19 protein-coding genes and 2 pseudogenes are annotated in these 25,667 nt (G+C 73.3%); 13 read left to right on the top strand and 8 right to left on the bottom strand.

Going from position 1 to position 25,667, the window contains the following annotated elements:
- The first annotated feature begins 11 nt into the window (after nucleotides 1-11).
- Together NX794_RS23575 and NX794_RS23570 are read left to right on the top strand one after the other, a co-directional pair.
- A complete protein-coding gene (locus NX794_RS23575) occupies nucleotides 12-512 on the top strand; it encodes a hypothetical protein (RefSeq protein WP_258780786.1) in 501 nt (166 codons plus the stop codon).
- A complete protein-coding gene (locus tag NX794_RS23570) occupies nucleotides 509-1,549 on the top strand; it encodes a hypothetical protein (protein WP_258780784.1) in 1,041 nt (346 codons plus the stop codon). The genes NX794_RS23575 and NX794_RS23570 overlap by 4 nt, the downstream gene beginning before the upstream one ends.
- A 25-nt stretch (nucleotides 1,550-1,574) precedes the next feature.
- Here NX794_RS23570 and NX794_RS23565 read toward each other — a convergent pair whose 3' ends face one another.
- Together NX794_RS23565 and NX794_RS23560 are read right to left on the bottom strand one after the other, a co-directional pair.
- The gene (locus tag NX794_RS23565; RefSeq protein ID WP_258780783.1) at nucleotides 1,575-2,741 is read right to left on the bottom strand and encodes a PQQ-like beta-propeller repeat protein; all 1,167 of its coding nucleotides are present in this window, start codon (nucleotides 2,739-2,741) and stop codon (nucleotides 1,575-1,577) included.
- Between the two features lie 440 nt (nucleotides 2,742-3,181).
- Nucleotides 3,182-3,498 (bottom strand): annotated as a pseudogene (locus NX794_RS23560) (NUDIX hydrolase); the annotation flags it as partial.
- A gap of 680 nt (nucleotides 3,499-4,178) precedes the next feature.
- On the opposite strand from NX794_RS23560, the gene NX794_RS23555 reads away from it, so the two are divergent.
- The 5 genes from NX794_RS23555 to NX794_RS23535 all read left to right on the top strand — a co-directional run bounded on the left by NX794_RS23555 (nucleotide 4,179) and on the right by NX794_RS23535 (nucleotide 12,657).
- Nucleotides 4,179-5,900, top strand: a complete 1,722-nt coding sequence (locus tag NX794_RS23555; RefSeq protein WP_258780782.1) for an ABC transporter transmembrane domain-containing protein — start codon at nucleotides 4,179-4,181, stop codon at nucleotides 5,898-5,900.
- 31 nt (nucleotides 5,901-5,931) lie between these two features.
- Nucleotides 5,932-7,695, top strand: a complete 1,764-nt coding sequence (locus NX794_RS23550; protein ID WP_258780781.1) for an ABC transporter ATP-binding protein — start codon at nucleotides 5,932-5,934, stop codon at nucleotides 7,693-7,695.
- Between the two features lie 248 nt (nucleotides 7,696-7,943).
- Complete coding sequence (locus NX794_RS23545; RefSeq protein ID WP_258780779.1) at nucleotides 7,944-9,812, top strand: ABC transporter ATP-binding protein; 1,869 nt, start codon at nucleotides 7,944-7,946, stop codon at nucleotides 9,810-9,812.
- Nucleotides 9,809-11,674 (top strand): ABC transporter ATP-binding protein, encoded by a 1,866-nt coding sequence (locus NX794_RS23540; RefSeq protein WP_258780778.1) that lies wholly within the window; start codon nucleotides 9,809-9,811, stop codon nucleotides 11,672-11,674. The genes NX794_RS23545 and NX794_RS23540 overlap by 4 nt, the downstream gene beginning before the upstream one ends.
- Before the next feature lie 26 nt (nucleotides 11,675-11,700).
- Nucleotides 11,701-12,657, top strand: a complete 957-nt coding sequence (locus NX794_RS23535) for a phosphotransferase family protein (protein WP_258780777.1) — start codon at nucleotides 11,701-11,703, stop codon at nucleotides 12,655-12,657.
- A 7-nt stretch (nucleotides 12,658-12,664) separates the two neighbouring features.
- Here the strand turns inward: NX794_RS23535 and NX794_RS23530 are convergent, their stop codons facing one another.
- The 5 genes and pseudogenes from NX794_RS23530 to glgX all read right to left on the bottom strand — a co-directional run bounded on the left by NX794_RS23530 (nucleotide 12,665) and on the right by glgX (nucleotide 18,311).
- A complete protein-coding gene (locus tag NX794_RS23530; RefSeq protein WP_258780776.1) occupies nucleotides 12,665-13,906 on the bottom strand; it encodes a glycosyltransferase family 39 protein in 1,242 nt (413 codons plus the stop codon).
- Nucleotides 13,907-13,938: 32 nt separating this feature from the next.
- Nucleotides 13,939-14,658: pseudogene (locus NX794_RS23525) on the bottom strand (dolichyl-phosphate beta-glucosyltransferase); the annotation flags it as partial.
- A gap of 139 nt (nucleotides 14,659-14,797) precedes the next feature.
- A complete protein-coding gene (locus NX794_RS23520; protein WP_258780774.1) occupies nucleotides 14,798-15,379 on the bottom strand; it encodes a hypothetical protein in 582 nt (193 codons plus the stop codon).
- Between the two features lie 37 nt (nucleotides 15,380-15,416).
- The gene (locus NX794_RS23515) at nucleotides 15,417-15,923 is read right to left on the bottom strand and encodes a SigE family RNA polymerase sigma factor (RefSeq protein ID WP_258780772.1); all 507 of its coding nucleotides are present in this window, start codon (nucleotides 15,921-15,923) and stop codon (nucleotides 15,417-15,419) included.
- A 144-nt stretch (nucleotides 15,924-16,067) separates the two neighbouring features.
- Entirely contained in the window at nucleotides 16,068-18,311 is a 2,244-nt protein-coding gene (glgX, locus tag NX794_RS23510; protein ID WP_258780770.1) for a glycogen debranching protein GlgX, read from the bottom strand.
- A gap of 232 nt (nucleotides 18,312-18,543) precedes the next feature.
- Here glgX and NX794_RS23505 point away from each other — a divergent pair, with 232 nt between their 5' ends.
- From NX794_RS23505 to NX794_RS23480, 6 genes are all read left to right on the top strand, one after another.
- Entirely contained in the window at nucleotides 18,544-19,767 is a 1,224-nt protein-coding gene (locus NX794_RS23505) for a L,D-transpeptidase (protein ID WP_258780768.1), read from the top strand.
- 180 nt (nucleotides 19,768-19,947) lie between these two features.
- The gene (locus NX794_RS23500) at nucleotides 19,948-21,180 is read left to right on the top strand and encodes a L,D-transpeptidase (protein WP_258780766.1); all 1,233 of its coding nucleotides are present in this window, start codon (nucleotides 19,948-19,950) and stop codon (nucleotides 21,178-21,180) included.
- Nucleotides 21,181-21,259: 79 nt separating this feature from the next.
- Complete coding sequence (locus tag NX794_RS23495; protein WP_258780764.1) at nucleotides 21,260-22,027, top strand: enoyl-CoA hydratase/isomerase family protein; 768 nt, start codon at nucleotides 21,260-21,262, stop codon at nucleotides 22,025-22,027.
- A gap of 298 nt (nucleotides 22,028-22,325) precedes the next feature.
- A complete protein-coding gene (locus tag NX794_RS23490; protein WP_258780762.1) occupies nucleotides 22,326-22,829 on the top strand; it encodes an ATP-binding protein in 504 nt (167 codons plus the stop codon).
- Between the two features lie 98 nt (nucleotides 22,830-22,927).
- Complete coding sequence (locus tag NX794_RS23485) at nucleotides 22,928-23,728, top strand: polysaccharide deacetylase family protein (protein ID WP_258780760.1); 801 nt, start codon at nucleotides 22,928-22,930, stop codon at nucleotides 23,726-23,728.
- On the top strand, nucleotides 23,728-24,912 hold the full coding sequence (locus tag NX794_RS23480; protein ID WP_258780758.1) for a YncE family protein: 1,185 nt from the start codon (nucleotides 23,728-23,730) through the stop codon (nucleotides 24,910-24,912). The genes NX794_RS23485 and NX794_RS23480 overlap by 1 nt, the downstream gene beginning before the upstream one ends.
- On the opposite strand, the gene NX794_RS23475 is transcribed toward NX794_RS23480, so the two are convergent.
- Complete coding sequence (locus NX794_RS23475) at nucleotides 24,883-25,557, bottom strand: GNAT family N-acetyltransferase (RefSeq protein WP_258780756.1); 675 nt, start codon at nucleotides 25,555-25,557, stop codon at nucleotides 24,883-24,885. The two genes, NX794_RS23480 and NX794_RS23475, sit on opposite strands and share 30 nt — an antisense overlap.
- Between the last annotated feature and the right edge of the window lie 110 nt (nucleotides 25,558-25,667).

Genomic DNA, 25,667 nt, shown 5'->3' with positions numbered 1-25,667 from the left:
AGGAACCACCGATGACCGAGCAGGCGAACGAGTACGAGTACTTCACCGAGATGCACAGCGGTTACCAGCCGCCTCGTCTCGACGGGCTGTGGCGCCGCCGTGGCAGCGGAGCCTGGGAGTACCTCTCGCTCCTCGACTGGGGATGGCACCCGGCCGACGAGAACGAGACGGTGAAGGGGCCGCCCATGGCGACCAGCCTTGAACCGATCACGGCCGACCGCGCGGCGGAACTGGAGGCGGACCGGCAGAGCTGGGTCGAATACTGGGCGATGTACCTCGACGAGGCGGAATTCCGCGACGGCGTCGCGCCGGTCACGGTCGTGCGCCGCCGGAGCAGCCCCGAACGTGTGATGGACGAGGCGTTCGTGGCCGGGAACGCGTGGGCGCCGGACCCGGTCGTCTACGAGTTCACCCACTTCCGCACCGATCATCATCTGGAGGAGATCACCGCGGATCAGGCGGAGCACCTGATCCGCGAGCTGCGCGGGGTCTCAGGAGCGACAGAGCTGTGAACGACGACGAACTCGGGTGGAGAGGACAGGGCCCGGAGGCGCATCTCTCCCTCACTGCCGAGCAGGACCGACTCGTACGGGACCTTTGGGACCGCGCCGCACAGGCGCGCCCCGCCCTGGACGGCACCATGCGTCTCTTGCGGGACCAGAGCGCAGAGCGAGGCAGCGCCCTGGTCGGTGACGAGAAGGCGAACGGCATCGAGGAGGTCGGTCACTCCCTCAAGGGACTCGACTCCCTGCGCCGCAAAGTAGCCGTGGACGTGAGCCGTGGGGCGGACGTCGGCAGGGTCCTCGGAAGGGTCAACGACCTCAACCGCTACACGCTCACCTTCGAGCCGGAGAACTACGCTCAAGCCACCCAGGAGACCTACGGGCGTCTCAAGGCGTTGGGATACGAGCCCGTGCCGGGGTCGGAGAAGAACACTTGGCAGGACCCGGCCTACAAGGGGATCAACACCACCTGGCAGCAGCAGGAGAGCGGCCAGAGGTTCGAGCTCCAGTTCCACACGCCGGACAGCTTCCAGGCGAAGACCGACAACCACGAGCTGTATGAGATCGCGCGGTCGGGTCACTTCGAGCAGATGTCCGCCGGACAGCCGGAGCGGGCCAGGCAGTACCACCAGGCTGCCGACCTGCTGCAGAACGAGCGCTATCGGAATGTCGTCGTCCCGACCGGTAACGAGGCGATCGGCGAACAGAAGATCCGCACTGTTCTGAAACCCGAGGTCCCCGTCGAACGCGTTCAAGAAGTCCGCGCGGCAGAAGCCAAATTGAAGGAACGAAACGCAGGGAAGGCTGCGGAGCGGACCGCACTTCCCCAGAGGGCGGAGAGGGAGAGCGGCCGTGGCCAGGACGGGCGCAGTGCCGGTGTCCAGAGCAGGCTGGACGCCCTGCGTGCCAAATCCGAACGGCCCTCTCAGGCGCAAGGGCGCTCCACCGCGCAGACCCGGCAGAACAAGGCCCCGGCGCAGAACCAGCACCGCGACACACAGCGAGACCCCCGCCGTGCCGGTCGTCAGCAGGGCCCCGAGCGCTGACGGTCGCCCGGGGCCGTGCCCGGTGTCAGCCGCTGGTGGGGTAGACGATCAGGTTCGAACCGCCCTTGTCCAGGGCGAGGCCGGCCGACTCGTTGACGAGGAACGGCGCGGCGCCCGGGTTCGGCAGGTCCTTGCCGGTGCGTGCGTCCAGGGCGACCGGACCGTGGTCGGTCGTGCCGTAGACCCGCCCGTGCCAGGCCGTCGTGATCACGGGAGCGATCCGGTCGGCCCGCCTGTCGGGGAGCTGCCACAGCACCTTGCCGGTGGAGGTGTCCAGGCCGCAGGCGGTCTGTGACCGCGTTCCCTTGCCGGAGCAGACCAGAGTGCTGCGCTCGTCATAGGTGCACCCGGCGCCTGCCAGGTCCGCCGGCATCGTTCGCACCGTACGGCCGGAGCCGGGATCCACGAGGCGGTCGTAGGCGTCGCCGCTGTCGTAGTCCCGGCCGGCCACGCGTACCAGGCGGGGGCCGGCCGGGGCGGTGCCCACGTCGGTGCTGTGTTCGCCTCGCCAGCGGAGTCTGCCCGAGGTGAGGTCAAACCCCGCGGGACGCTGATCGATGCCGACATTGTCATCGAGGGCCGTTCCCACCACGGAACCTCCGGCTACGGCGCCCGCCTGGAACTGACCGACGGCCCATGTCCGGCGGGAGGTGCCGAGATCGATGCCGTACGCCATGGCGTGATCACCGCTCTGCGTGGAGACGCGGACCACGGCGACGCCCCCCTCTGCGCCCACGACGGACGTCCGCAGATCGGAATAGACATCGTCCCAGTGTGGCGGGCGGAGCGTCAGCCTCCATATGAGCCTTCCCGTGGTCGCGTTGACCGCCGTGATCTCCACGACCGTGTGGTCCGCCCGGGTCCCCGTACCGGTCTGTCGCACCACGAACGGCGTGATCACCATCTCGGTGCCCTGCGCGGTGGCCAGTACCGGTGCCGAAGCGAGAACGGTGTCCCATTCGCTGCCCGAGCCCACCGGCTTGCCCTGGGGCCGGACCGTGGCCGTGATCTGACCGGTCGCGGTGTCCACGGCCTGCAAACGGTCGGTGGACGCGACGAACGCGGTCCCGCGGTACAGGGCCACCGGCAGGTCGCTCTTCAACGTGCCGGCCACGGACAGTCGTCCCGCGACGGCCGTCTCCGGCATCATGCTGCCGTGGCCGACCGCGAAGGTCGTCGGCGGATCGTGCACGGGTCGGGGCGCCGGAGAGGGGCTGCCGGTCGTCGCCGACGATGTCGCCTCCCCGGGTGCCCCGCTGCCGCCATTGTCCGCGCAACCCGACAGCGTGCACGCGACGACGGCGGCCGCGCAGACCCATCGCATGGGCACTCTGGAAACTCGCTCGTGGAACACCCTTCCCCCAACTCAGCTCCGTGAATGTGCCAGAACGTCAGCGGCCGATCATCGCAGGGGAACGACGCGGATGCGAACTTGGCACATATGAGGGTCACTTGGTGGTGAGGAGATGAGCTCGCCGCCGCGTGGAGGAAAGGTCGGGAGGCCTTTCCGATGGATCGGCGACCGTCGTCCGGCCCCGTCCCGCACCAATTCGGACGGGACCACAGCAACGTGCGTAGCCATGCCTCTGCCCGCTGGGGGTTCGGCAGCGGGACGCAGTCGATCACATGGCGGGTACCGCCGTCGACGACGAACGCGAGCTGATCGTCCCAAGGTCTCTGCGGAGCCGCCCGGTCCACCACCAGCAGCCCGAGCAGTGCGACGCGTACACCGAGTTCCTCCATCAGTTCACGGCACACCGCACCCCCCGGTGGCCCGTTCGCCTCCGCCATCCCGGTTTGTAGGTGAGGTTCACCAGGAGTACGCGGCCGGACGGATCCCGCAGCAGCACATCGGCCGCCACCCGTTTGCGTGCCTGCTTGGCGTTGCTCTCGGCGAGGTACGCGTTCCATGCGTCGGTGTCGGATGGATCGGCCACTGTGGGGCTCATGCCGTGGAACCACGGGTGCGCGGTAGCGGGCGGAGCCTCCAGGTGACGGTGTGCGACCTCCAGCGCTCGGGTGGCCGCAGTGCGCTGAGACGCGACCGCCGACGCCCGCGCCCGCATGGTGCCCGTCCGCGCCGTGAGCGCGGGAATCCGAGGCCGCCTGCGTGGCCGGGCCGACTCCAGGGCCTGGCACACCGAGCGCGCCCCCACCGCCGTACTGCGTGGCCGTAGGGCCATCGCCATCGCCTGCCCGTTTGCGCCCGCTGCCACGCTGGGCACTCCGCGGCCCACTCTTCGGCGTCCTGTGGGGTGCGTCCGGCCGCGATGAGCCGCAGGACCAGAAGCGCGGCAGAGGTCGCTCCTGCGGCCGAGCCGCGACTCGTCGCCTTTCTGCGGGGCCGGCAACCCCGAAGGCATCGAACCGGGTTCACCCGACCGTGGAGAAGCAGGGCAACGCCCACGCGAAAGGGCCGAGCCCCGCTGTTTCCCCGCCGCGTCCATCGCGATCACGGCGTCCCGCACCAGCCCGGTCATGCCGCTCGTCCTGAAGTGGATGGGCGCCGGCCTGATCTCCGCCGCCCTCGCGGCCGACTGACACGGCGCCTGCCCGATATTCGTTGGAGCGCTCCGGTCGGCCCCGGATAGGTTCGGCGTTCCCGCAGGGCGAGCCGACCGGGGGACGGATGATCGACGCGTACGAGGACCCCGGGGCGCCGGACACCCGTGGTGGCTGGCGCTATCTGTGGTGGCTGGTGATGTGCCAGCGGGGGCGCTCGGCGGCCGGGGCGCTGCTGGGCAGTGCGTGGATGGTGCTGATGGCGGCGCAGCCGTACCTGATGGCGCGGGCCGTGGACGACGGGCTGGTGCCGGGGCGGTCCGCGGTGCTGGCCGGCTGGACGGGGGTGATGTTCGCGCTCGGCGCGCTGAACGCGTGGGTGAGCATCCTGCGGCACCGGACGATGACCCGGGTGCGGATGGACGCCAACTTCCGCACGGTGAAACTGGTGGTGGGGCACACCGTGCGGCTCGGTGCCGCGCTGTCGCGCCGGGCCGGGGCCGGCGAGGTCGTGACGATCGGCGTCGGTGACGTGCAGATCCTGGCGCAGGCGCTGACCGTGGTCGGCCCCGGTGTCGGCTCGGTCGTGGTCTACGCGGTGGTCGCGGCGCTGCTGCTGGGCATCTCGGCGCCGCTGGCCGCGGTGGTGCTGCTCGGGCTGCCGGTGCTGGCGCTGCTCACCGGGCCGTTGACGCTGCGGCTCCAGGGCGCCGAGAGCGAGTACCGGGAGCGGCAGGGTGTGCTGACCGCGCGGATCGGCGACCTCGCGGGCGGGCTGCGCGTCCTCAACGGTCTCGGTGGCAAAGGGCTGTTCGCGGACGCGTACCGGCGCGACTCGGGGCGGCTGCGGGCGCAGGGCTACCGGGTGGGCGCGGTGGCGAGCTGGGTGCAGGCGCTCGGCGTGGGCCTGCCGACCCTGTTCCTGGCGGTGGTGACCTGGCTCGCCGCGCGCCTCGCCGCCGAGGGGCGGATCAGCGTCGGCGAACTGGTGTCGGTGTACGGCTATGTGGCGGTGCTGATCGGTCCGGTGGCGTTCTTCGTGGAGCTGGCCTACGAGCTGAACCGGGGCGTGGTGGCGGCACGCCGGGTGGTCGGGCTGCTGCGGCTGGCGCCGGAACCGGACACCGGCACGCAGACGCCGCCTCCCGGGCCCGCCGAGCTGGTGGATCCCGTGTCCGGCGCCCGGGTCGTACCGGGCCGGCTGACCGCGCTGGTCACCGCCCGCCCGGCCGACGCCGTTGCCGTGGTGGACCGGCTGGGGCGGTACGGGCCGACCGACGTCACCTGGGGCGGGACCCGGCTGGACGCGGTCCCGCTGGACGCCGTACGGGAGCGGATCCTGGTCGCGGACAACGAGGCGGACCTGTTCGCGGGGCCGCTGCGGGAGGTCGTGGCGGCCGGTCGGCCGGCCGACGACGCGGCACTCGGACGGGCGGTGCGGGCGGCCGCCGCCGAGGACGTGGTGCGTGCCTTGCCGGACGGCCCCGACTCGTGGGTGACCGGGCAGGGCCGCAGCCTGTCCGGCGGTCAGCGGCAACGGCTGCGGCTGGCAAGGGCGTTGCTGGCCGACGCGGAAGTGCTGCTGGCGGTGGAGCCGACCTCGGCACTGGACGCGCACACCGAGACGACGGTCGCCGAGCGGCTGCGGCAGGCACGCGAGGGCCGTACGACGGTGGTGGCGTCGACCTCGCCGCTGGTGCTGGACCGGGCGGACACCGTGCTGTTCCTGGTGGACGGCAAGGTGGCCGCGAGCGGCCCGCACCGGCGGCTGCTGCGCGCGGAGCCGGGCTACCGGCGGCTGGTCGCGCGGGACGTGGCGGCCGAGGACACCGAGGAGATGGCCCGATGACGGCGGGCGAGGACGCCGAGGAGGTGGCCCGATGACGGCGGGCGAGGGGCTGCTGCCGGTCGCCGACCGGGCGGCGGTACGGCGGACCATGGTGCGGCTCGCGCGGGCCGACGGGCGGGCGTTCGCCGCCGTGCTGCTGCTGAACGCGCTGGCGGCCGGCGTGGGGCTGGTCGGGCCGTGGCTGGTCGGCCGGATCGTGGACGAGGTGCGCGCGGGCGGCGGGGCCGGCGCGGTGGACCGGCTGGCCCTGTGGATCCTGCTGTGCGCGCCGGCCCAGCTGCTGCTGGCCCGCTGGGCGCGGTACGTCGGCCACCGCTTCGGCGAGCGGACGCTGGCCCGGGTGCGCGAGGAGTACGTCGACCGGGTGCTGGCGCTGCCGGCGTCCGTGGTGGAGCGGGCCGGCACCGGCGACCTGACGGCGCGCGGCACGGCGGACGTGGCGACGGTCGGCACCACCCTGCGCGACGTCGGCCCCGAACTGCTGGTCAACACCGTGCAGGCGCTGTTCGTCCTGGGCGCGGTGTGCGCGCTCGACCCGCTGCTCGGACTGTTCGGACTGCTCGGGCTGACCCCCATCTGGCTGGCGCTGCGCTGGTATCTGCGGCGGGCCAGGGACGGCTATCTCGCGGAGGGCGCGGCGACCTCCGAGGTGGCCGAGATCGTGGCGGCCACGGCGGCCGGGGCCCGGACCGTGGAGGCCTTCGGGCTGCGGAAGCGGCGGATCGCGGCGAGCCGGGACGCGCTGGAGGCGTCCCGTCGCGCCCGCTTCCACACCCTGTACCTGCGCACGGTGTTCTTCCCGGCCGTCGAGGTGACGTACACCGTGCCCGTCGCCGGGGTGCTGCTGCTCGGCGGGTGGCTGCACGCGCGGGGCGCGGTCGGGATCGGCGCGGTGGTCGCGGCGGCGCTGTACCTGCGGCAGTTCACCGAACCGCTGGACCAGATCCTGATGCGGGTGGAGCAACTCCAGAGCAGCGGCGCCTCGTTCGCCCGCGTGGAGGGCCTGGCGAAGGCGCCGCGCGGGACCGCCGGGGCCGGGTCGCCGGTCCCGGCCGACGACCTGATCGAGGTGCGCGGGGTCCGGTACGCCTATCCGCGCGGCGGCGAGGTACTGGCCGGGGTCGACCTGACGGTACGGCCCGGGGAACGGCTCGCGGTGGTGGGTCCCTCGGGCGCCGGCAAGACGACGCTCAGCCGGCTGCTCGCCGGCATCGACCGGCCGGGCGGCGGCACGGTGACGGTGGGCGGGGTACCGGTCGCCGACCTGGCCCCTGAGCTGCTGCGCCGCCAGGTGGTGCTGGTCACCCAGGAGCACCACGTGTTCCTGGGCACGGTCCGCGACAACCTGCTGATCGCCGAGCCGTCCGCCACGGACGGCGACCTGTGGGCGGCGCTCGCCGCGGTGGGCGCCGAGGACTGGGTCCGCGCGCTGCCGGACGGCCTCGACTCGGCACTGGGCCCGGGAGGCTGCCCGACCGACGGCTCCGGGGCACAGCAACTGGCGCTGGCCCGGGTGGTGCTGGCCGACCCGCACACGCTGATCCTGGACGAGGCGACCGCCCTCCTCGACCCCGCCACGGCCCGGCACACCGAGCGCGCCCTCGCCGCCGTACTGCGCGGCCGTACGGTCATCGCCATCGCCCACCGCCTGCACACCGCCCACGACGCCGACCGGGTGGCGGTGATGGAGGGCGGCCGCCTCACCGAACTGGGCCGGCACGAGGACCTGGTACGGGCCGGCGGGGCGTACGCGGCACTGTGGCGGACGTGGCACGGGGACGATCCGGAGGAGTAGGGACTCGGGGGAGAGGGGGAGCGACCCGCGGCGCGGGACGGTGTGTCGCGCGACCGTTCGCGCCGGCGTCCTCCGATCGGCCAGCCCCGCCCCACGGCCCCACCCACGGGCGTCGTCCGATCCACCGGCCCCGGCCCCCGGCCCCACCCGCGATGTCCGGAAAACCCAGGTCGTACGACCAACGTGGGAACCGGACCGGGCCGAAACTCGGTGGGCGGCGGCGGCCTCGGTCCGTAACCTCGCCGGTGATGCCCACGACACGTGCAACCCCCGAGACCGGCCGCTCAGCGGTCCGCGCCCTGCTGCGGCTGTGGCCGTACGTCCGCCCCGTCCGCGCCCGGCTGTTCAGCGCCGCGTTCATCGCGATCGTGGCGTCCTGTACCGGCCTGGTCATCCCGCTCGTCCTGAAGTGGATGGTCGACGGCCCGGTCGCCGGCCAGGACTTCGGCGGCATCTGGCTCGGCGCGCTGTACCTGCTGCTGCTCGGCATCGCGGAGGCGGTCCTGTTCGGCTTCCGGCGCTGGCTGGTCGCCCGGCCGCTGTCGCACGTCGAGGCGTCGATGCGGGCCGACCTCTACCGGCACCTCCAGCGGCTGCCGATCGCCTTCCACGACCGCTGGGCCTCGGGCCAGCTGCTCTCCCGGGGCACCACCGACCTGATGCTCGTGCGGATGTTCCTCGCCTTCCCGCTGACGTTCCTGCTCGTCAACGGCGTGACCATCCTGGTCGGCGTCATCATCATGCTGCTCCAGGACTGGACCCTCGGCCTGGTCGTCCTCGGGCCCGTGATCCCCGTGATGTGGACCTGCGCGGTCTTCGAGCGGCGGTACGCGGAGGTGGCCCGGCGCGCCCAGGACCAGGTCGGCGACCTGACCACGCTCGTCGAGGAGAGCGTGCTCGGCATCCGCGTCATCAAGGGCTTCGGCCGGCACCGCAGCCAGGCCCGGGCGTTCCACACGCTCACGGCCGGCCTGCGCGGCACGGAACTGCGCAAGGCGCGGCTGCTGGCCGCCATCTGGGCCGTCATCGTGACCCTCCCCGAGCTGGCGATCGGCGCCGCCCTGGTGCTGGGCGCGGTCCGGGTCGCGGACGGGACGCTGTCCGCGGGCACCCTGGTCGCCTTCCTCAGCACGGCCCTCGCGCTGCGCTGGCCGGTGGACTCGATCGGCTTCCTGCTCGCGATGAGCCAGGAGGCGGCGACGGCGACGGAACGGTACTTCGAGGTGCTGGACGAGGAACCGGAGCGGGAGTCGGCCACGACCGCGCAGGCGGCCCGCCCCTCCGACGCCACCACCGCCACCGGACTGCGCTTCGAGGACGTCCGCTTCCGCTACCCGGACGCGCCTCCCGGCTCCCCGCCCCTGCTCACCGGCGTCGACCTGCACATCCGCCCCGGTGAGTCGCTGGCCCTGGTCGGCGCGACCGGCAGCGGCAAGACCACGCTGACCGCGCTCGTACCGCGTCTGCACGAGGTCACGTCCGGCCGTATCACCCTGGACGGCGTCGACATCACGGCCATGCCCCGCGCGGAACTGCGCGCCCGGGTCGCCGTCGCCTTCGAGGAACCCACGCTGTTCTCCGCGAGCGTCGGGGACAACGTCCTCATGGGCGCACCCGAGGGCGCGGACCGGGCCGACCTCGACCGGGCCCTCGCCGTCGCCCAGGCCGGCTTCGCGCACGCGCTGCCCGACGGAACCGACACCCGGGTCGGCGAGCAGGGTCTGAGCCTGTCCGGCGGCCAGCGCCAGCGCCTCGCCCTGGCCCGCGCGGTCGTGGGCCGGCCCGACTTCCTCGTCCTGGACGACCCGCTGTCCGCCCTGGACGTGCATACCGAGGCCGCCGTCGAGGCCGCGCTGCGCGAGGTGCTCGCCGACACCACCGCCCTGATCGTCGCCCACCGCCCCTCGACCGTGCTGCTGGCCGACCGCGTCGCCCTGCTCTCCGGCGGCCGCGTCGCCGCCGTCGGCACCCACCAGGAACTGCTGCGCGACCACCCCGAGTACGCCCGTCTGATGTCCGGAGCCCAGCAGAGCGCAGAGTCCGGCGCACCTTCCGGGACAGAGCCCGGCGCACCTTCCGGGCCCCCGCCCGGCGCACAGGAGGACGACCCCCGTTGACCACCACCGCCTCCACCCCTACCGGCACCGAACCAGAGGAACCCGTCCGCCCCCACGGCACCACCGGCGACGACGACCCCTTCGACCGGGACGTCCTGCCCACCCCGCCCGGCGCCACCGCCGCCCTGCTGCGCTCGCTGCTCGCGCCGATGAAGCCCCGCGTCGCCCTGACCGTCCTGCTGCTCCTGCTGCAACAGGCGGCCGTGCAGACCGGCCCGCTGCTGGTGGCGTACGCCATCGACCGCGCCGTACCGGCGTTCCGGGAGGACCGGCACGGCCCGCTGGTCGCGGTGGGCGTCGGCTATCTTCTGTGCGCCCTCGCCTCCGGCGTCCTCCAGTTCGCGTTCATCCAGGTTTCCGCGCGGGTCAGCCAGGACGTCCTGCTGGACCTGCGGGGCCGGATCTTCCGGCACGCGCAGGCGCTCAGCGTCGACTTCCACGAGCGCTACACCTCCGGCCGGCTGATCTCCCGCTCCACCACCGACGTGGAGTCGCTGCGCGAACTCCTCGACGAGGGCCTCCAGGAACTCGTCACCGTCCTGCTGTCCTTCGTGTACATCTCGGCGATGCTGCTCTGGCTCGACCTCGGACTCGGCGCCGTCGCGGTGGCCTCCTTCGTACCGCTGTACCTGCTGGTCCGGCTCTACCAGCGGCGCGCCGGGCGGGCGTTCCGCTCGCGGTCGACGGCGATCGCCTCGGTGATCGTGAAGTTCGTGGAGACGGTGAACGGCATCCGCCCGGTGCGCGCCTTCCGCCGGGAGACCGCCAACGAGGGCGAGTTCGCGCTGCTGAACCGGACCCACGAGCGGACCAACGGGGACACCCTGCTGGAGATGGCCCGCTATGTGGTCGGCTCCCGGCTGGTGGCCAACACGGCGGTCGCGGGCATCGTGCTGTGGGGCGCCTACCGGGTGGCGTCCGGCTCGCTGGAACTGGGCGTGCTGGCGGCGGCCGTGCTCTATCTGCGCCGCCTGTACGACCCCATCGACCGGCTCGGCATGTTCCTGAACTCCTACCAGTCGGCCGCGGCCTCCCTGGAGAAGATCGCCGGCCTGCTGGCCCAGGAGCCGTCCGTGCCCGAACCGGTCACCGCGCGCGAACTCCCGCCGCTGGAGGACGAACTGCCGGGCCGAGAGGTGGTGTTCGACGGCGTCCGCTTCGCCTACCGCACCGGCGGCGAGGTGCTGCCCCGCTTCGACCTGACCCTGCCGGCCGGGCAGACCGTCGCCGTCGTCGGCACCACCGGCGCCGGCAAGTCCACCCTGGCCAAGCTCCTCGCCCGGTTCTACGACCCCACCGAGGGCCGCGTCCTGCTCGACGGGGTCGACCTGCGCGAGCTGTCCGTGCCCGAACTGCGGCGCGGGGTCGTGATGGTGACCCAGGAGGCGTTCCTGTTCTCCGGCACGGTCGCGGACAACATCGCCATCGGCCGGCCCGACGCCGGCCGGCAGGAGATCGAGCGGGCCGCGAAGGCCATCGGCGCCCACGAGTTCATCAGCGCCCTGCCCGACGGCTACGACACCGACGTCCGCCGGCGCGGCGGCCGGATCTCCGCCGGCCAGCGCCAACTGGTCGCCTTCGCCCGCGCCCTGCTCGCCGACCCGGCGGTCCTCATCTTGGACGAGGCCACCAGCTCCCTGGACATCCCCGGCGAGCAGGCCGTCCAGCAGGCCATGGCGACGGTCCTGCGCGGCCGTACCGCGGTGGTCATCGCGCACCGCCTCTCCACCGTCGAGATCGCCGACCGCGTGCTGGTGATGGAGCACGGCCGGGTGATCGAGGACGGCCACCCCCGCACCCTCGTCACCACCAGCGGCCGCTACGCCGACCTGCACCGGGCCTGGCGGGACAGCCTGGTCTAGCGCACCGGCTGCGTAGCCTGGGCCTCATGACGACGAGTCAAGATGACGAGGTCTGGAGCGCGACGCGCGCCTGGGTGGAGAAGGGCCTGTCCGCGGGGGAGCGCGTCGAGGGCGCCGTACTGCTGCGCGGCGGCTGGACGTCGCGGATGCGGCGCCTCGACATCGCCGGGCCGGACGGCCGGCGCTCGCTCGTCCTGCGCTCGTTCACCAAGCCCTTCTACGTCCGGCACGCGGAAGGCCTGCTGAACCGCGAGGCGGCCGTGCTGCGCCTGCTCGACGGCACGGAGGTGCCCGCGGCCGGGCTGGTCGCCGTCGACGCCACGGCCCGGTACTGCGACCATCCGTCCTTGCTGATGACCCTGCTGCCCGGGACCGTGCGCCTGGAGGAGGCGGAGGCGGAGCGGCGGGCCGGGCTGCTGGCCCGCGAACTGCTCGGCATCCACCGGCTGCCTGTGGCCGCCGGGGACCGGCCCCGCGTCTACCAGGCCTGGACCGCCCCCGAGCGGGTGCGCCCGCCCGAGCACACCGAGCGGCCCGAGCTGTGGCGGCGGGCCGTTGACGTGATCCGGCGCGAGCCGCCCGCGTACCGGGGCCGCTTCCTGCACCGGGACTTCCACCCCGGCAACGTCCTGTTCACCGGCGACGGCGACGACCTGCGGATCAGCGGGGTCGTCGACTGGGTGGAGACCTCCTGGGGACCGGCCGACCTGGACGTCGCCCACTGCTCGACGGCGCTGGCCCTGCTGCACGGCGCCCCGGCGGGCCTGCGCTTCGCCGACCGGTACACGGCGGCGGGCGGCACCCTCGCCGAGGACGCGGCCGACCGTCTGTACTGGCGGCTGCTGGACGCCCTCGCCTTCGCGCCGGACGCCGAGAAGGTCGCCGTCCCGTGGCGCGAGAGCGGCCGGGCGGAACTGACCCCGGCCCTGCTGACCGGACGACTGGAGGACTACCTCCAGGCCCTCCTCGACGGCATGGCCTGAACCCCGGTCACGGCACCCCCAGCTCGAACAGCGCGTACCCCGCGTACGAGCCGGAGGCCAGGGCCGCGATGCCCAGGAGGGTGCACAGCATGGGGAGGCTGAGGCGGCGCAGGGCGGAGGCGAGGGGGAGGAACAGGGGGAAGCAGGGGAGGAGGTAGCGGGAGATGTTGGCGACGATCTGCTGGCTGCCGAGGACCAGCAGCAGGGTCAGGACGGTGTAGACGACCAGGACCGCCGGCGGGCGCAGCCGGATCAGCAGTGGGAGCAGGGCGCAGGCCAGCAGGATGACGCAGACCGAGATGACGTCCGCGAAGGGGTAGGCGAAGAGGTAGTCGAACTTGCCGACCGGTACGGACGTGAGGACGTCCAGGGTCTGTTCGCCGTAGTCGAAGCTGTGCGCCCAGGCGCCGGACTGGAGCTTGAAGTAGCCGCCCAGGTCGCCCATGCGGTTGCCGACCCACAGGAGGTAGCCGAACAGGCCGAGCGGGGCGATGGCGGCGGCCAGCAGGGGACGGAGTACGCCGTCCTGGCCGCGGCGCAGGGCGAGCAGCGCGGCGAGGCCGAGCGCGGCGATCAGGGCGGCGGCCGTCGGCCGGTTGAGGCCCGCCGCGAAGACGAGGACACCGGCCGTGAGCCAGCGGCGGGTCAGCACGGCGTGGCAGGCCCAGGCGGCGAGGGCGACGTAGAGGGAGTCGGAGTAGACCGCCCACTCCACGCCCGAGCCCGGCCACACCGCCCACAGTCCGGCCGCCGCGAGCCCGGTGCGCCGGCCGCCCAGGTGCTCGGCGACGGCGTAGACGCCGAGCGCGGCGGCGAAGGAGGCGAGGACCGACACCAGCATCCCGGCGCCGTAGGAACCGAGCCCTGTGAGGGACGAGGTCAGCCGGATCAGCGCCGGGTACAGCGGGAAGAACGCCGCCGAGTTGCCCTCCAGCGTGATCAGACCGGTGGCGCCCGGGACCGGGATCAGCTTCGGGTCGTAGCCGTGCAGCGCGATCTGCTGGTACCACCAGCCGTCCCAGGTGGCCAGCACGTCCCAGGCGTGCGCTCCGCCGCCGAACCGGGGCTGCTTGGTGCGGAAGTCGCCGGCCGAGGACAGCAGGTACATGAAGGAGCAGAAACCGGCCAGCTTGAGCGCGCCGAACAGCGCCAGTACCGGCCCGTGCCGGCGGGCGGCCGCCCGCAGCGCGGGCTCCGGGCCGGGCCGGGGCGCGGAGGTGGGTATGCCGGGCAGGGCGGTCGCGGTCACGAGGCCACCGCCTTCCCGCCCGTACGGCGCCCGGCCAGCTCGCGCCGCATCCGGGCGATCCCGCGCAGGTCGGCCAGCGCGGTGGCGACGATGTCCACACTGCTGTCCGGGTCGTCCACCCAGTCCACCGGCACCTCGTGGATCCTCAGGCCCGCCCGCTCGGCGCGCACCAGCAGCTCGGTGTCGAAGAACCACTCCCCGTCCCGCACCAGTGGCAGCAGCCGCTCGGCGGCCTCCCGGCGCACCGCCTTGAACCCGCACTGCGCGTCCGAGAAGCCGACGGACAGGGCGCACCGCAGCAGGATGTTGTAGCAGCGGGAGATGACCTCGCGCTTGGTCCCGCGCACCACCCGCGCGCCCGGCGCCAGCCGGGTGCCGATGGCCAGGTCGGAGTGGCCGGATATCAGCGGCGCCACCAGGGGCAGCAGCGCGGCCAGCCCGGTGGACAGATCCACGTCGAGATACGCCAGCACCGGCGCCCGCGAGCCCGACCAGGCCGCCCGCAGCGCCCGGCCCCGCCCCTTCTCCGGCAGCCGCAGCGAGGCCACCTCGGGCAGCTCGGCGGCGAGCCGCGTCGCGATGGCCGGGGTGCGGTCGGTGCTCGCGTTGTCGGCGACCGTGATCCGGTACGGGTAGGGGAAGGTGTCCCGCAGATGCGCGTGCAGCCGCCGGACGTTGGGCTCCAGATCCTTCTCCTCGTTGAACACCGGTACGACCACGTCCAGGACGGGCTCGTCGTGCCGGGCCGGCAGCGGGGCGCGCCGGGGCACGGGGGCCGCGGCCGGAGGCCGGCCCGGTCGGATGTCTGTCACGTGGGTCCCTGTCGGTCGTCGATCGTCTCGGGCATGCCGGGGGCACGCGGGGGAGGGGGGCGAATCGGCGCGGGCCGGGTCAGCCGGTCGCGCTGATCACGGAGGAAGGGGTGTCGGAGGGGTCGGCCGTGTCGGTCGGCGGCGGGGCGGTCCAGGTTTCCGAGGCGGTGGCCGTCGGTGACGGTCCGTCGTCACCGGCCGTCGAACTCGCCGTACCGGTGGGCGGGTCGGAGGTCGTCACGGTCGGCGCGTCCGGCAGGACGGTGCTCGTGGTCTCCGGCGCCGTGGGCGGCCCGGTCGGTGTCGAGGACGGCGGGCCGCTCGGATCCGGCGCCGGGCTGACCGCCGGGCGGGGTCCCGGTGCGCTGGGCCGGTCGTCGGTCTGTCCGTGCGGCCACAGGAACAGGCCGAGGCCCAGCCCGGCCACCGCCAGCACCGACCCGGCGGCCCGCCGCGCGGCCCGCGCCCGCCGCCGCGCCCGCACCCCGGCCCGCAGCGCCTCCCGGTGCCGGGGGCCGAACCGGGCCGGTTCCCGGGAGGCGTGCATCAGCTCGGCCAGCCGGCTCTCGAACACGTCGGGACGGTCCGAGGCGCCGGATCGCGTCGGGGGCCCGTCGGCGAACACCCGGTCCCCGCCGTCCCCTCGCACTCCGTGTTCCATACCCTCCCCCTGCACTCCGCGCTCCATGGGCCTCTCCTCACCCCACCGGCTCGATGACGTCGGCCAGCAGCTCGCGCAGCCGGGCCACCCCGCGCGCGGCGTGGGACCGGGCCGTGCCCACCGGGCAGCCCAGGGTCTCCGCGACCTGCCGGTCGGGCAGGTCCTGGTAGTAGCGCAGCACCACGGCGGCCCGCTGCCGCGGGGGCAGCCGCGCGAGCGCCGCCTCCAGCCGGGAGCGTTCCGCCACGGCCGCCGACATGTCGCCGGCCGCCGCCACCTCCGGCAGCTCCTCCACCGGCCGCTCGCCCCACCAGCGCCGCCGCGCCGAGCGGGCCGCGGCCCGGGCCAGCACCTTGCGCACATACGCCTCCGGCGCCTCGTCGGCGACCTTCGGCCAGACGAACCAGAGCTTGACCAGCGACTCCTGCAACAGGTCCTCGGCGCGGTGCCGGTCCCCGCCGGTGAGCAGACGGGCGAGATGGAACAGCACCGACCAGCGGGCCGCCACGAACGCGTCGTACTCACCGGCCCTCGTCTGCTCCATCCCCACGGTCCCGTCCTCGCCGGCTCTCCACACCAGGGGAAAGGCCCTGGACCCCCCTCCGCGCTGCACTCGGCAGACGTGATCCGCGTCACGCACAGCGAAGGCACAGGCCAGGGGAGTCTCTCGCACGGACGTGCGCCGGGTTCAGGCCACCCGCAGCAGCAGCACCGCCCGACCCGGCACCGTGATCTCCGCGCCCGCCAAGTGCGGGGTGCCCGGCGGCGCTGACTGGTCCTCGCGGGAGGTGTCCACGACCACCTCGTACCGCTCGGCCCACGGCGTCCCCGGCAGGACGAAGCGGGTCGGCCGCTCGCCCGCGTGCAGGACCGCGAGGAAGCTGTCGTCCAGGATCGGCGCGCCCCGTTCGTCCCGGCCCGGGATGTCCCGCCCGGAGAGGTACATGCCGAGCGTGGCCGCCGGCGCGTACCAGTCGCCCTCGGTCATCTCGGTGCCCCGGGCGGTGAACCAGGCCAGGTCCCGCAGCCCGTCCGCCGAGTGGGCGCGGCCGGAGAAGAAGGCGCGCCGGCGCAGCACCGGGTGCCGGTGGCGCAGCGCGATCAGCCGCGAGACCAGCTCGCACAGCGCCCGCCAGCCGGGATCGTCCAGCAGCGACCAGTCCAGCCAGCCGATCTCGTTGTCCTGGCAGTAGGCGTTGTTGTTGCCGCGCTGGGTGCGGCCCAGCTCGTCCCCGGCCACCAGCATCGGCACGCCCGTGGACAGCAGCAGCGTGGTGAGCAGGTTGCGCAGCTGCCGGCGGCGCAGCACCCGTACCGCCGGGTCCGCGCTCTCGCCCTCCGCGCCGCAGTTCCAGGCCCGGTTGTCGTCGGTGCCGTCCCGGTTGCCCTCCCCGTTGGCCTCGTTGTGCTTCTGCTCGTAGGAGACCAGGTCCCGCAGGGTGAAACCGTCGTGCGCGGTGACGAAGTTGACGGAGGCGTACGGGCGCCGGCCGCCCCAGGCGTACAGGTCGCTGGAGCCGGACAGCCGGTAGCCCATCTCGCGCACGTCCGGCAGCGCGTGCCGCCAGAAGTCCCGCACGGTGTCGCGGTAGCGGTCGTTCCACTCCGTCCACAGCGGCGGGAAGGCGCCCACCTGGTAGCCGCCCGAGCCGATGTCCCAGGGCTCGGCGATCAGCTTCACCCGGCGCAGCACCGGGTCCTGGGCGATGACGGCGAGAAAGGGGGAGAGCATGTCGACGTCGTGCATCGAGCGGGCCAGCGCCGCCGCCAGGTCGAAGCGGAAGCCGTCGACGCCCATCTCCGTCACCCAGTAGCGCAGCGAGTCGGTGATCAGCCGCAGCACCTGGGGCTGCACCACGTGCAGGGTGTTGCCGCAGCCGGTGTAGTCGGCGTAGCGGCGGGCGTCGCCCTGGAGCCGGTAGTAGCCGCGGTTGTCGATGCCCTTCAGGGAGAGGGTCGGGCCCAGCTCGCCGGCCTCGGCGGTGTGGTTGTAGACCACGTCGAGGATGACCTCGACGCCGGCCGCGTGCAGCGCGCGCACCATCCGCTTGAACTCGCCGACCTGCTCGCCCCTCGTGCCGGAGGCCGCGTAGGCCGCGTGCGGGGCGAAGTAGCCGATCGAGTTGTAGCCCCAGTAGTTCTTCAGGCCCCGGCGCAGCAGGTGGTCCTCGTGCGCGAACTGGTGCACCGGCAGCAGCTCCACGGCCGTCACGCCCAGCCGCACCAGGTGCTCGATCGCGGCCGGGTGCGCGAGACCCGCGTAGGTGCCGCGCAGTTCCTTGGGGATGCCGGGGTGCAGCCGGGTGAAACCGCGTACGTGCAGCTCGTAGAGGACCGTGTCCGCCCAGGGAATCTTGGGCCGCCGGTCGTCGGACCAGTCGTCGTCATCGTGCACGACGACGCCCTTCGGCACGTGCGGCGCCGAGTCCCGCTCGTCCCGTACGGTGTCCGCGACCTGCTGCTCGGGCCAGTCCCGGACATGCCCGTACACCTCGGGCGGCAGCCGGAACTCGCCGTCCACCGCGCGGGCGTAGGGGTCGAGCAGCAGCTTCGCCGGGTTCCAGCGGGCGCCGGTCCACGGGTCCCAGCGGCCGTCCACCCGGTAGCCGTAGCGCTGACCGGGCAGCACGCCGGGCACGAAGCCGTGCCAGATCTCGTGCGTGAGTTCGGCGAGCGGCACCTGTGTCTCGCGGCCCCGCTCGTCGAACAGGCACACCCGCACGGCCTCCGCACCGGCCGCCCACAACGCGAAGTTGGTGCCCGCCACCCCGTCCGGGCCGACCCGGAACCGGGCGCCCAGCGGGGTCGGCGCACCCGGCCAGGCGCCCGGGACGGGCGGTACGGCCCGCCGGGCGCCGGGCGCCGCCGCCGGTTGACCGCTCCCGGCGGCCGGGTCCTCGGCCGGTGCCCGCTGATCGGCTGCGCTCGTCACCTGTCGGCCCCTCTTCTCGTGGCTCGCCCCCGGGGCGGCGCGGCCGCGCCGGACGGCCGGGCATGCCGCTCGGCACCCCGGTCCTCCGGCACGGCCGCGGCCCGGCGGCTCCGGCGCGGGCTGGGGACTTCCCCTCCAAAAGCCCCCCGACGTGTCGTCCTTCCCAGAGTTCTGCCCAGCGCGTGGGTCGCACTCACGTTTCCCTTGACCGGGCCCGGTCGTTGAGCCCGGTGTGAGGCACGTACATGGAGGCGCGCGGCGCGCGTGGGCCGCGCTGGCCGCGGCAGTGATGGGAACGGCCCTGCTGGCCGGCTGTTCCGCGGACGGCTCAGGACCCCTGGGCATGGGCGGGGCGGTGGGCAGGTCCCCCGCCCCCGAGGACGTCATCCGGGTGAACCCCGACGACGGCGCCAAGGGCGTGCGCCCCGGCGACCGGCTGCGGGTGCGGCTGCCCGGCGGACGCCTGGAGAAGGTGAGCGTCGTGCGGTCGCAGGACGCCCAGGACTCCCCGGTACCGGGGCGGATCAGCGCCGACGGGCTGACCTGGACACCGGAGGAGGGACAACTGGCGCTCGCCGCCAAGTACACCGTCGACGTCGTCGCGCTGGACGCCCGGGGCCGCCGCTCCGCCCGGCACACCACCTTCACCACCTACGTCCCGGACGAGCGGTTCATCGGCTACGTCACCCCCGAGAACCGCGCCACCGTCGGCACCGGCATGATCGTCTCCCTCGCCTTCAGCCGGGAGATCACCGACCGCGCCGCCGTGCAGCGCGCCGTCCACGTCACCGCCCGGCCGCCGGTCGAGATCCGGCCGCACTGGTTCGGCAAGGACCGCCTGGACTTCCGTCCCGAGCGCTACTGGAAACCCGGCACCGAGGTCACCGTCGACCTCGACCTGCGGGACGTCGAGGGCGCGCACGGTGTCTACGGCCTCCAGGACAAGACGTTCTCCTTCACCGTCGGCCGCAGCCAGGTCTCCCTGGTCGACGCGGCCCGGCACACCATGGACGTGCGGCGCGACGGCGAGCTGCTCGCCACCGTCCCGATCACGGCGGGCGCCCCCAAACACCCGACGTACAACGGGAAGATGGTGGTGATGGACATGCTGGAGGTCACCCGCATGAACAGCCAGACGGTCGGCTTCGGCGGCGAGTACGACATCCCCGACGTCCCGCACGCCATGAAGCTCACCGACTCCGGGACCTTCCTGCACGGCAACTACTGGGCGCCGGAGGCCCCCGGCACGGCCAACATCAGCCACGGCTGCGTGGGACTCAGGGACGTCAAGGGCGGCGGCTCGGACACCCCGGCGGGCTGGTTCTTCGACCGCAGCCTCGTCGGGGACGTCGTCGAGGTGGTCAACAGCAAGGACAAGATGGTCTCACCGGACAACGGCCTCGGCGGGTGGAACATGGGCTGGAAGGAGTGGAAAGCGGGCAGCGCGGTGAAGTGACCAGGTGAGGGGCCGGGTTGGGGGCGGGCGCGGGCGGCGTCACTCGTGACGGAAGGAGCGACGGAAGTTGCGACGGAACGGTGACATTCGCCTGACACCCCGCTCAGAACCCGGCGGTTAATATGCGCGCACCAAGGTGGTGGGGAACGGGCCGGACCTGGTCCGTCGAGGGGAGACAAGGTGAACGTGCGGCCGGTAGCGGGGGCGTCGACGGGGGGCCGGGGACGGGGCCGCGAGGGACTGGTGCTGATATCCGGCGCCCTGCTGATGGCCGTCACCGCGTGCGGCGGGGGCGGCGGCTCCACGTCCGGTGCGGGTGACGGCAAGAACGGGGCGACACAGCAGGGCGAGCAGTCGGCCGCCGCCGTCAGCATCACGCCGGAGCGGGGCGCCAAGGGCGTCGACACGAGCGGCGCCCTGAAGGTGGCCGTCACCAAGGGCAGGCTGACCGAGGTCACCGTCAAGGACGCCAAGGGCGCGAAGGTCGACGGCGCGATATCCGGCGCCGGCACCTCCTGGACGCCGGCCCGCCACCTGGCCGCCGCCACCACCTACAGGGTGCACGCGGTCGCGAAGGACTCCGCCGGGCGCGAGGCCGCCGAGGACTCCACCTTCACCACGCTGACCCCGAAGAACACCTTCACCGGCACCTTCACCCCCGAGGACGGCTCCACCGTCGGCGTCGGAATGCCGTTCTCCCTCCGCTTCACCCGGGGCATCACCCACCCCGAGGACGTCGAGAAGTCCATCCACGTCAAGACCGAGCCGGCCGTCGACGTCGAGGGCCACTGGTTCGGCAACGACCGCCTCGACTTCCGCCCCGAGAAGTACTGGAAGTCCGGCACGAAGGTCACCGTCACCCTCGACCTCGACGGCGTCGAAGGCCGCGACGGCGTCTACGGCAAGCAGCGCAGGACGGTGACGTTCACCATCGGCCGCGACCAGGTCTCCGTGGTGGACGCCAAGAAGCACACGATGAAGGTCACCCGGGACGGCAAGGTGATCAAGACCCTGCCGGTGACGACGGGCAAGCCCGGCTACGACACCTGGAACGGCCAGATGGTCATGAGCGAGAAGCTGACCGTCACCCGGATGAACGGCGAGACCGTCGGCTACGGCGGCGAGTACGACATCAAGGACGTCCCGCACGCCATCCGCCTCACCGACTCCGGCACCTTCATCCACGGCAACTACTGGGGCGGCGACGCCTTCGGCAACTACAACGCCAGCCACGGCTGCGTCGGGCTGCGCGACGTGCGCGGCGGCTACGACAAGTCGGTCCCGGCCGCCTGGTTCTTCGACCACTCGATGCTCGGCGACGTGGTGGTCGTGAAGCACTCCCACGACCGCACGGTGGACCCGGCCAACGGCCTCAACGGCTGGAACATGTCCTGGGCCGACTGGAAGAAGTGACCCGTCCCGTGCGCGGGGCCCGGTGCTGTGAGGAACGGCACCGGGCCCCGCGCCGTTAGTCCCCGTTAACCTGCCTCCCATGACCGTCACTCTCGAAGTCGCCGAAGGCGTCGGCACGCTGCGTCTGGACCGGCCGCCGATGAACGCGCTGGACACCGCCACCCAGGACCGGCTGAAGGAACTCGCCGAGGAGGCCACCCGCCGCGACGACGTGCGCGCCGTGGTGATCTACGGCGGGGAGCGGGTGTTCGCGGCCGGCGCGGACATCAAGGAGATGCAGGACATGGACCACACCGGGATGGTCCTGCGCGCCCGCGCCCTCCAGGAGGCCTTCACCGCGGTGGCCCGCGTCCCCAAGCCGGTCGTCGCCGCGATCACCGGCTACGCGCTCGGCGGCGGCTGCGAACTGGCCCTGTGCGCCGACTTCCGCATCGCCGCGGACAACGCCAAGCTGGGCCAGCCCGAGATCCTGCTCGGCCTGATCCCGGGCGCCGGCGGCACCCAGCGGCTGCCCCGGCTGATCGGCCCCTCCAAGGCCAAGGACCTCATCTTCACGGGCCGTCAGGTCAAGGCCGACGAGGCCCTCGCCCTCGGCCTGGTCGACCGGGTCGTACCGGCCGCCGAGGTGTACGAGCAGGCGCACGCCTGGGCCGCCCGGCTCGCGCAGGGACCCGCCATCGCGCTGCGCGCCGCGAAGGAGTCGGTCGACACGGGTCTGGAGACGGACATCGACACCGGGCTCGCGGTCGAACGGGGCTGGTTCGCCGGTCTGTTCGCCACCGAGGACCGCGAGCGGGGCATGCGCAGCTTCGTCGAGGAGGGGCCGGGCAAGGCGAAGTTCCGCTGAGCCGCACTAGGTGAATTTTTGAGCAACTCCCGTGCCAGGTCTTGCAATTGACGGGTTGTCTCATCCCGGTCCCTCGATGGGGCGGTTTATGGGAGCCTTAAACGGACCTTAAGCCTGCCGCGTCGAGGGAGCCTGACGATTGCCCGGGACCGAGCCGTCGCCGCAGGTCAGCGGGTCCGCACCGGCCGCCGCAATGCCCTCGGCATATGACGGCGGTCGGGTTCGCAGCGGGGGCGTGCGGGGGGCGTATTCCCTGGGAACGGCCCCCGGGGTCCTGGCGGGCGGCCATCATGGGGGCATGGCGGGGCTGGAGGGTATCGAACAGCCGCGGGGACACAGCCGTGCTGCCGCGGCGCGCTGGTCGCCGGCGGTCGAGGACGAGCAGGCGCTCAAGGCGTTCGACCTGTTCGGCAACCCGGAGCAGGCGGAAGTGCTGCTGCCGTCCCGCCCGGAGTCCGCGGCCACCGCCCGCCGGCTCGCCCAGGTCGTCGTCCTGCGCACCTGGCGGCTGTCGCCCAAGCTGACCGAGGACACCGTCTTACTCGTGTCGGAACTCGTCGGCAACGCCGTACGGCACACCGGGGCCCGCACCTTCGGCCTGCGGATGCGCCGCCGCCCCGGCTGGACGCGGGTCGAGATCCGGGATCCCTCGCGCGGGCTGCCCTGTCTGATGCCGGTCCAGGAGCTGGACGTCAGCGGCCGGGGCCTCTACCTCGTCGACAAGCTCTCCGACCGCTGGGGCGTCGACCTCCTCCCGCGCGGCAAGACCACGTGGTTCGAGATGCGGGTCGCCGACCGCTAGAGCACGCGGATTCCGTCGCGGCGCACGGGTTGCGTGCGCGACCCGACATCGCCCCTCAGTCGGACGAATCGTCGGTTTTCTTACCATTCGCCCCTTAAATGGTGCGCGTGACCACCACCAACCGACGCGGGGTGCTGCGCGCGGGTGCCGGGCTCGCCGCCGCCGGCGCGTTCGCCGCCGGTTGCGGCTCCGATCGGGCCGCCCCGCCCACCGCCCCGACCGTCGCCCCCGTCTCCGCGTCCCGGCCCGCCCCCCGCGCCACCACCCGGGCGGCCCCCGCCCCCCGCGCCTACCCGGGCCTGCCCGTGCGGATCACGCACGGCCCGCGCACCAAGCCCCAGGTCGCCCTCACCTTCCACGGCCAGGGCGACCCCGCGCTCGCGCGCTCCCTGCTCACCACGGCCGAACAGCACGGCGCCCGCCTCACCGTGCTCGCCGTCGGCAGCTGGCTGGACGCGCACCCGGACCTCGCCCGGCGCGTCCTGGACGGCGGCCACGACCTCGGCAACCACACCCAGCGGCACATCGCCGTCAACGACCTCCCCGAGGCCGGGGCCCGCCGGGAGATCACCGACTGCGCCGACCGGCTGACCCGGCTCACCGGCTCCATCGGCACCTGGTTCCGGCCCTCCCGGGCGCCCACCGCCTCCCCGCTCGTCACCCGGTTGGCGGGCGCGGCCGGCTACCCGCACGTGCTGTCGTACGACGTCGACTCCCTCGACTACACCGGTCCCGGCGCCGCCGCCGTCACCGAGAAGGTCCTGGCCGAGGTGACCAACGGATCGGTGGTGAGCCTGCACTTCGGCTATCCGGACACGGTCGCCGCCCTGCCCGACCTCCTGCACCGACTCGACCGCCGCGGCCTGCGCGCGGTCACCACCACGGAGCTGCTGAGCTGATGCCCACCACGAAAGCCGCCCGCCTGCTGGCCGCCGGCACCGCCCTCACCGCCCTGTCCCTGCTGGCCGCGTGCGGCTCCGACCAGCCCCGTGCCGACCGGACCGCCGCGAGCCGGGCTCCGGCCTCATCGCAGGCGAGGAAGGCCACGGTGAACGTGCTGCCCGGGATGCCGCCCGTGGAGGACCCGGCCGACCTCTACGCCGCCGACCGCCCGGGCCGGCTCTCCCCGGTCGTCAAGGGCTTCCCCTCCCGGGTGTACGTGCCGAACACCAACTCCGACACCGTCAGTGTCATCGACCCCGCCACCTACAAGGTCGTCGACACCATCCCGGTCGGCCGCCAGCCCCAGCACGTCGTGCCGTCCTGGGACCTGAAGACCCTCTGGGTCAACAACGACCTCGGCAACAGCCTGACCGCCATCGACCCGAGGACCGGCAAGGCCGGCCGGACGGTCGACGTGCACGACCCCTACAACCTGTACTTCACGCCGGACGGCAGGTACGCCGTCGTCATGGCCTCGATGGACCGCCGGCTGGTCTTCCGCGACGCCCACACCATGAAGGTCGTCAAGGCCCTCCCGGTCAGCTGCTACGGCGTCAACCACGCCGACTTCTCCGTCGACGGCCGCTACTTCATCGTCTCCTGCGAGTTCAGCGGCGAGGTCCTCAAGGTCGACACCGCCGCCATGAAGGTCGTCGCCCAGGAGAAGCTGCCGCTCAAGGGCGCCATGCCGCAGGACGTCAAGATCTCCCCGGACGGCAAGCTCTTCTACATCGCCGACATGGTCGCCGACGGCGTGTGGATCCTCGACGGCGACAAGTTCACCCGCCCCCGCCTCCTCGCCACCGGCAAGGGGGCCCACGGCCTCTACGTCAGCCGGGACTCCCGCGAGATGTACATCTCCAACCGGGGCGAGGGCACGGTCTCCGTCTTCGACTTCACCAAGGACCGCCTCACCAAGAAGTGGCGGCTGCCCGGCGGCGGCAGCCCCGACATGGGCGGGGTCTCGGCCGACGGCAAGGTGCTGTGGCTGTCCGGCCGCTACAACTCCGAGGTCTACGCCATCGACACCCGCACCGGCGCCCAGCTCGCCCGCGTCAAGGTCGGCAACGGCCCGCACGGTCTCGCCGTCTACCCGCAGCCCGGCCGCTACTCACTGGGCCACACCGGCGTCTTCCGCTGACCGGTCTCCCTTCTCCGGGGCCAGCAGCAGCGCCTCCGCGCCCACCGCGCGGTATCCGGCCGCCTGGAACGCCCGCACACTGCGGGCGTTGCCCGGCGCCACCTGCGCCCACAGCGGCTCCGCCGCGAGCTGCCGGGCCGCCGTCACCAGCGCCCGGCCCAGTCCGCGGTGCCTGACCCCCTCGTCCACCTCCACCGACACCTCAAGGCGCCCGCCGATCCCGTGGCCCAGCACCAGCACCCCGCCCTCGGCCGTCCAGACCCTGACCCGGTCGCGGCGCCGGCGGGCGTAGGCGACGCGCGGATGACCGGCGTCCCGGAGCTCGGTCAGCGCGAGCGCCGGCCGGCCCGGCAGGGGCGAGCCGACGAGCATCGCGTCGACGGTCTCGGCCGTGCGCCCGGTGCGGGACAGGAAAGCGGCGAGGAAGGCGGGGTGCAGGGGCGCGGCCAGCGGGTCGCAGTCCACGGCGCCGAGCGTGTCGTACACCCAGCGCGGGTCCTCGTCCGTGAAGACGACCGCGTGCGCGGTGAACGACAGCACCCCCGCGTCCCGCCGGCAGTGCTGCGGCACCACCGTCGTCCGCCCGTCCGCCGGCGGGAGGACGCCCCGCGCCGCCGCGTCCAGAATGTCCCGCAAACTCCGCACGGCCCACTCCCTCACGTCCCCGTCCGCTGGAGGGCCCAGCCTCGCAGACGCGCCCCCGGCCCCGGTGAAGAGGTGGCCCGCCGCCCGTACCCGCCCGTCCGGGCCGTTAA

The organism is Streptomyces pyxinicus (assembly GCF_024753135.1).
GTDB classification, from domain to species: Bacteria; Actinomycetota; Actinomycetes; order Streptomycetales; family Streptomycetaceae; genus Streptomyces; species Streptomyces pyxinicus.
This window is presented reverse-complemented; position numbering and strand designations above follow the sequence as displayed.

Excerpts from the sequence above, each read along its gene's own strand:
- NX794_RS23535 (WP_258780777.1), top strand. The coding sequence starts at position 11,701 with ATGACGACGAGTCAAGATGACGAGGTCTGGAGCGCGACGCGCGCCTGG.
- NX794_RS23555 (WP_258780782.1), top strand. The coding sequence starts at position 4,179 with ATGATCGACGCGTACGAGGACCCCGGGGCGCCGGACACCCGTGGTGGC.
- NX794_RS23495 (WP_258780764.1), top strand. The coding sequence starts at position 21,260 with ATGACCGTCACTCTCGAAGTCGCCGAAGGCGTCGGCACGCTGCGTCTG.
- NX794_RS23480 (WP_258780758.1), top strand. The coding sequence starts at position 23,728 with ATGCCCACCACGAAAGCCGCCCGCCTGCTGGCCGCCGGCACCGCCCTC.
- NX794_RS23490 (WP_258780762.1), top strand. The coding sequence starts at position 22,326 with ATGGCGGGGCTGGAGGGTATCGAACAGCCGCGGGGACACAGCCGTGCT.
- NX794_RS23550 (WP_258780781.1), top strand. The coding sequence starts at position 5,932 with ATGACGGCGGGCGAGGGGCTGCTGCCGGTCGCCGACCGGGCGGCGGTA.
- NX794_RS23485 (WP_258780760.1), top strand. The coding sequence starts at position 22,928 with ATGGTGCGCGTGACCACCACCAACCGACGCGGGGTGCTGCGCGCGGGT.
- NX794_RS23515 (WP_258780772.1), bottom strand. The coding sequence starts at position 15,923 with ATGGAGCAGACGAGGGCCGGTGAGTACGACGCGTTCGTGGCGGCCCGC.
- NX794_RS23575 (WP_258780786.1), top strand. The coding sequence starts at position 12 with ATGACCGAGCAGGCGAACGAGTACGAGTACTTCACCGAGATGCACAGC.
- NX794_RS23520 (WP_258780774.1), bottom strand. The coding sequence starts at position 15,379 with ATGGAACACGGAGTGCGAGGGGACGGCGGGGACCGGGTGTTCGCCGAC.
- NX794_RS23545 (WP_258780779.1), top strand. The coding sequence starts at position 7,944 with ATGCCCACGACACGTGCAACCCCCGAGACCGGCCGCTCAGCGGTCCGC.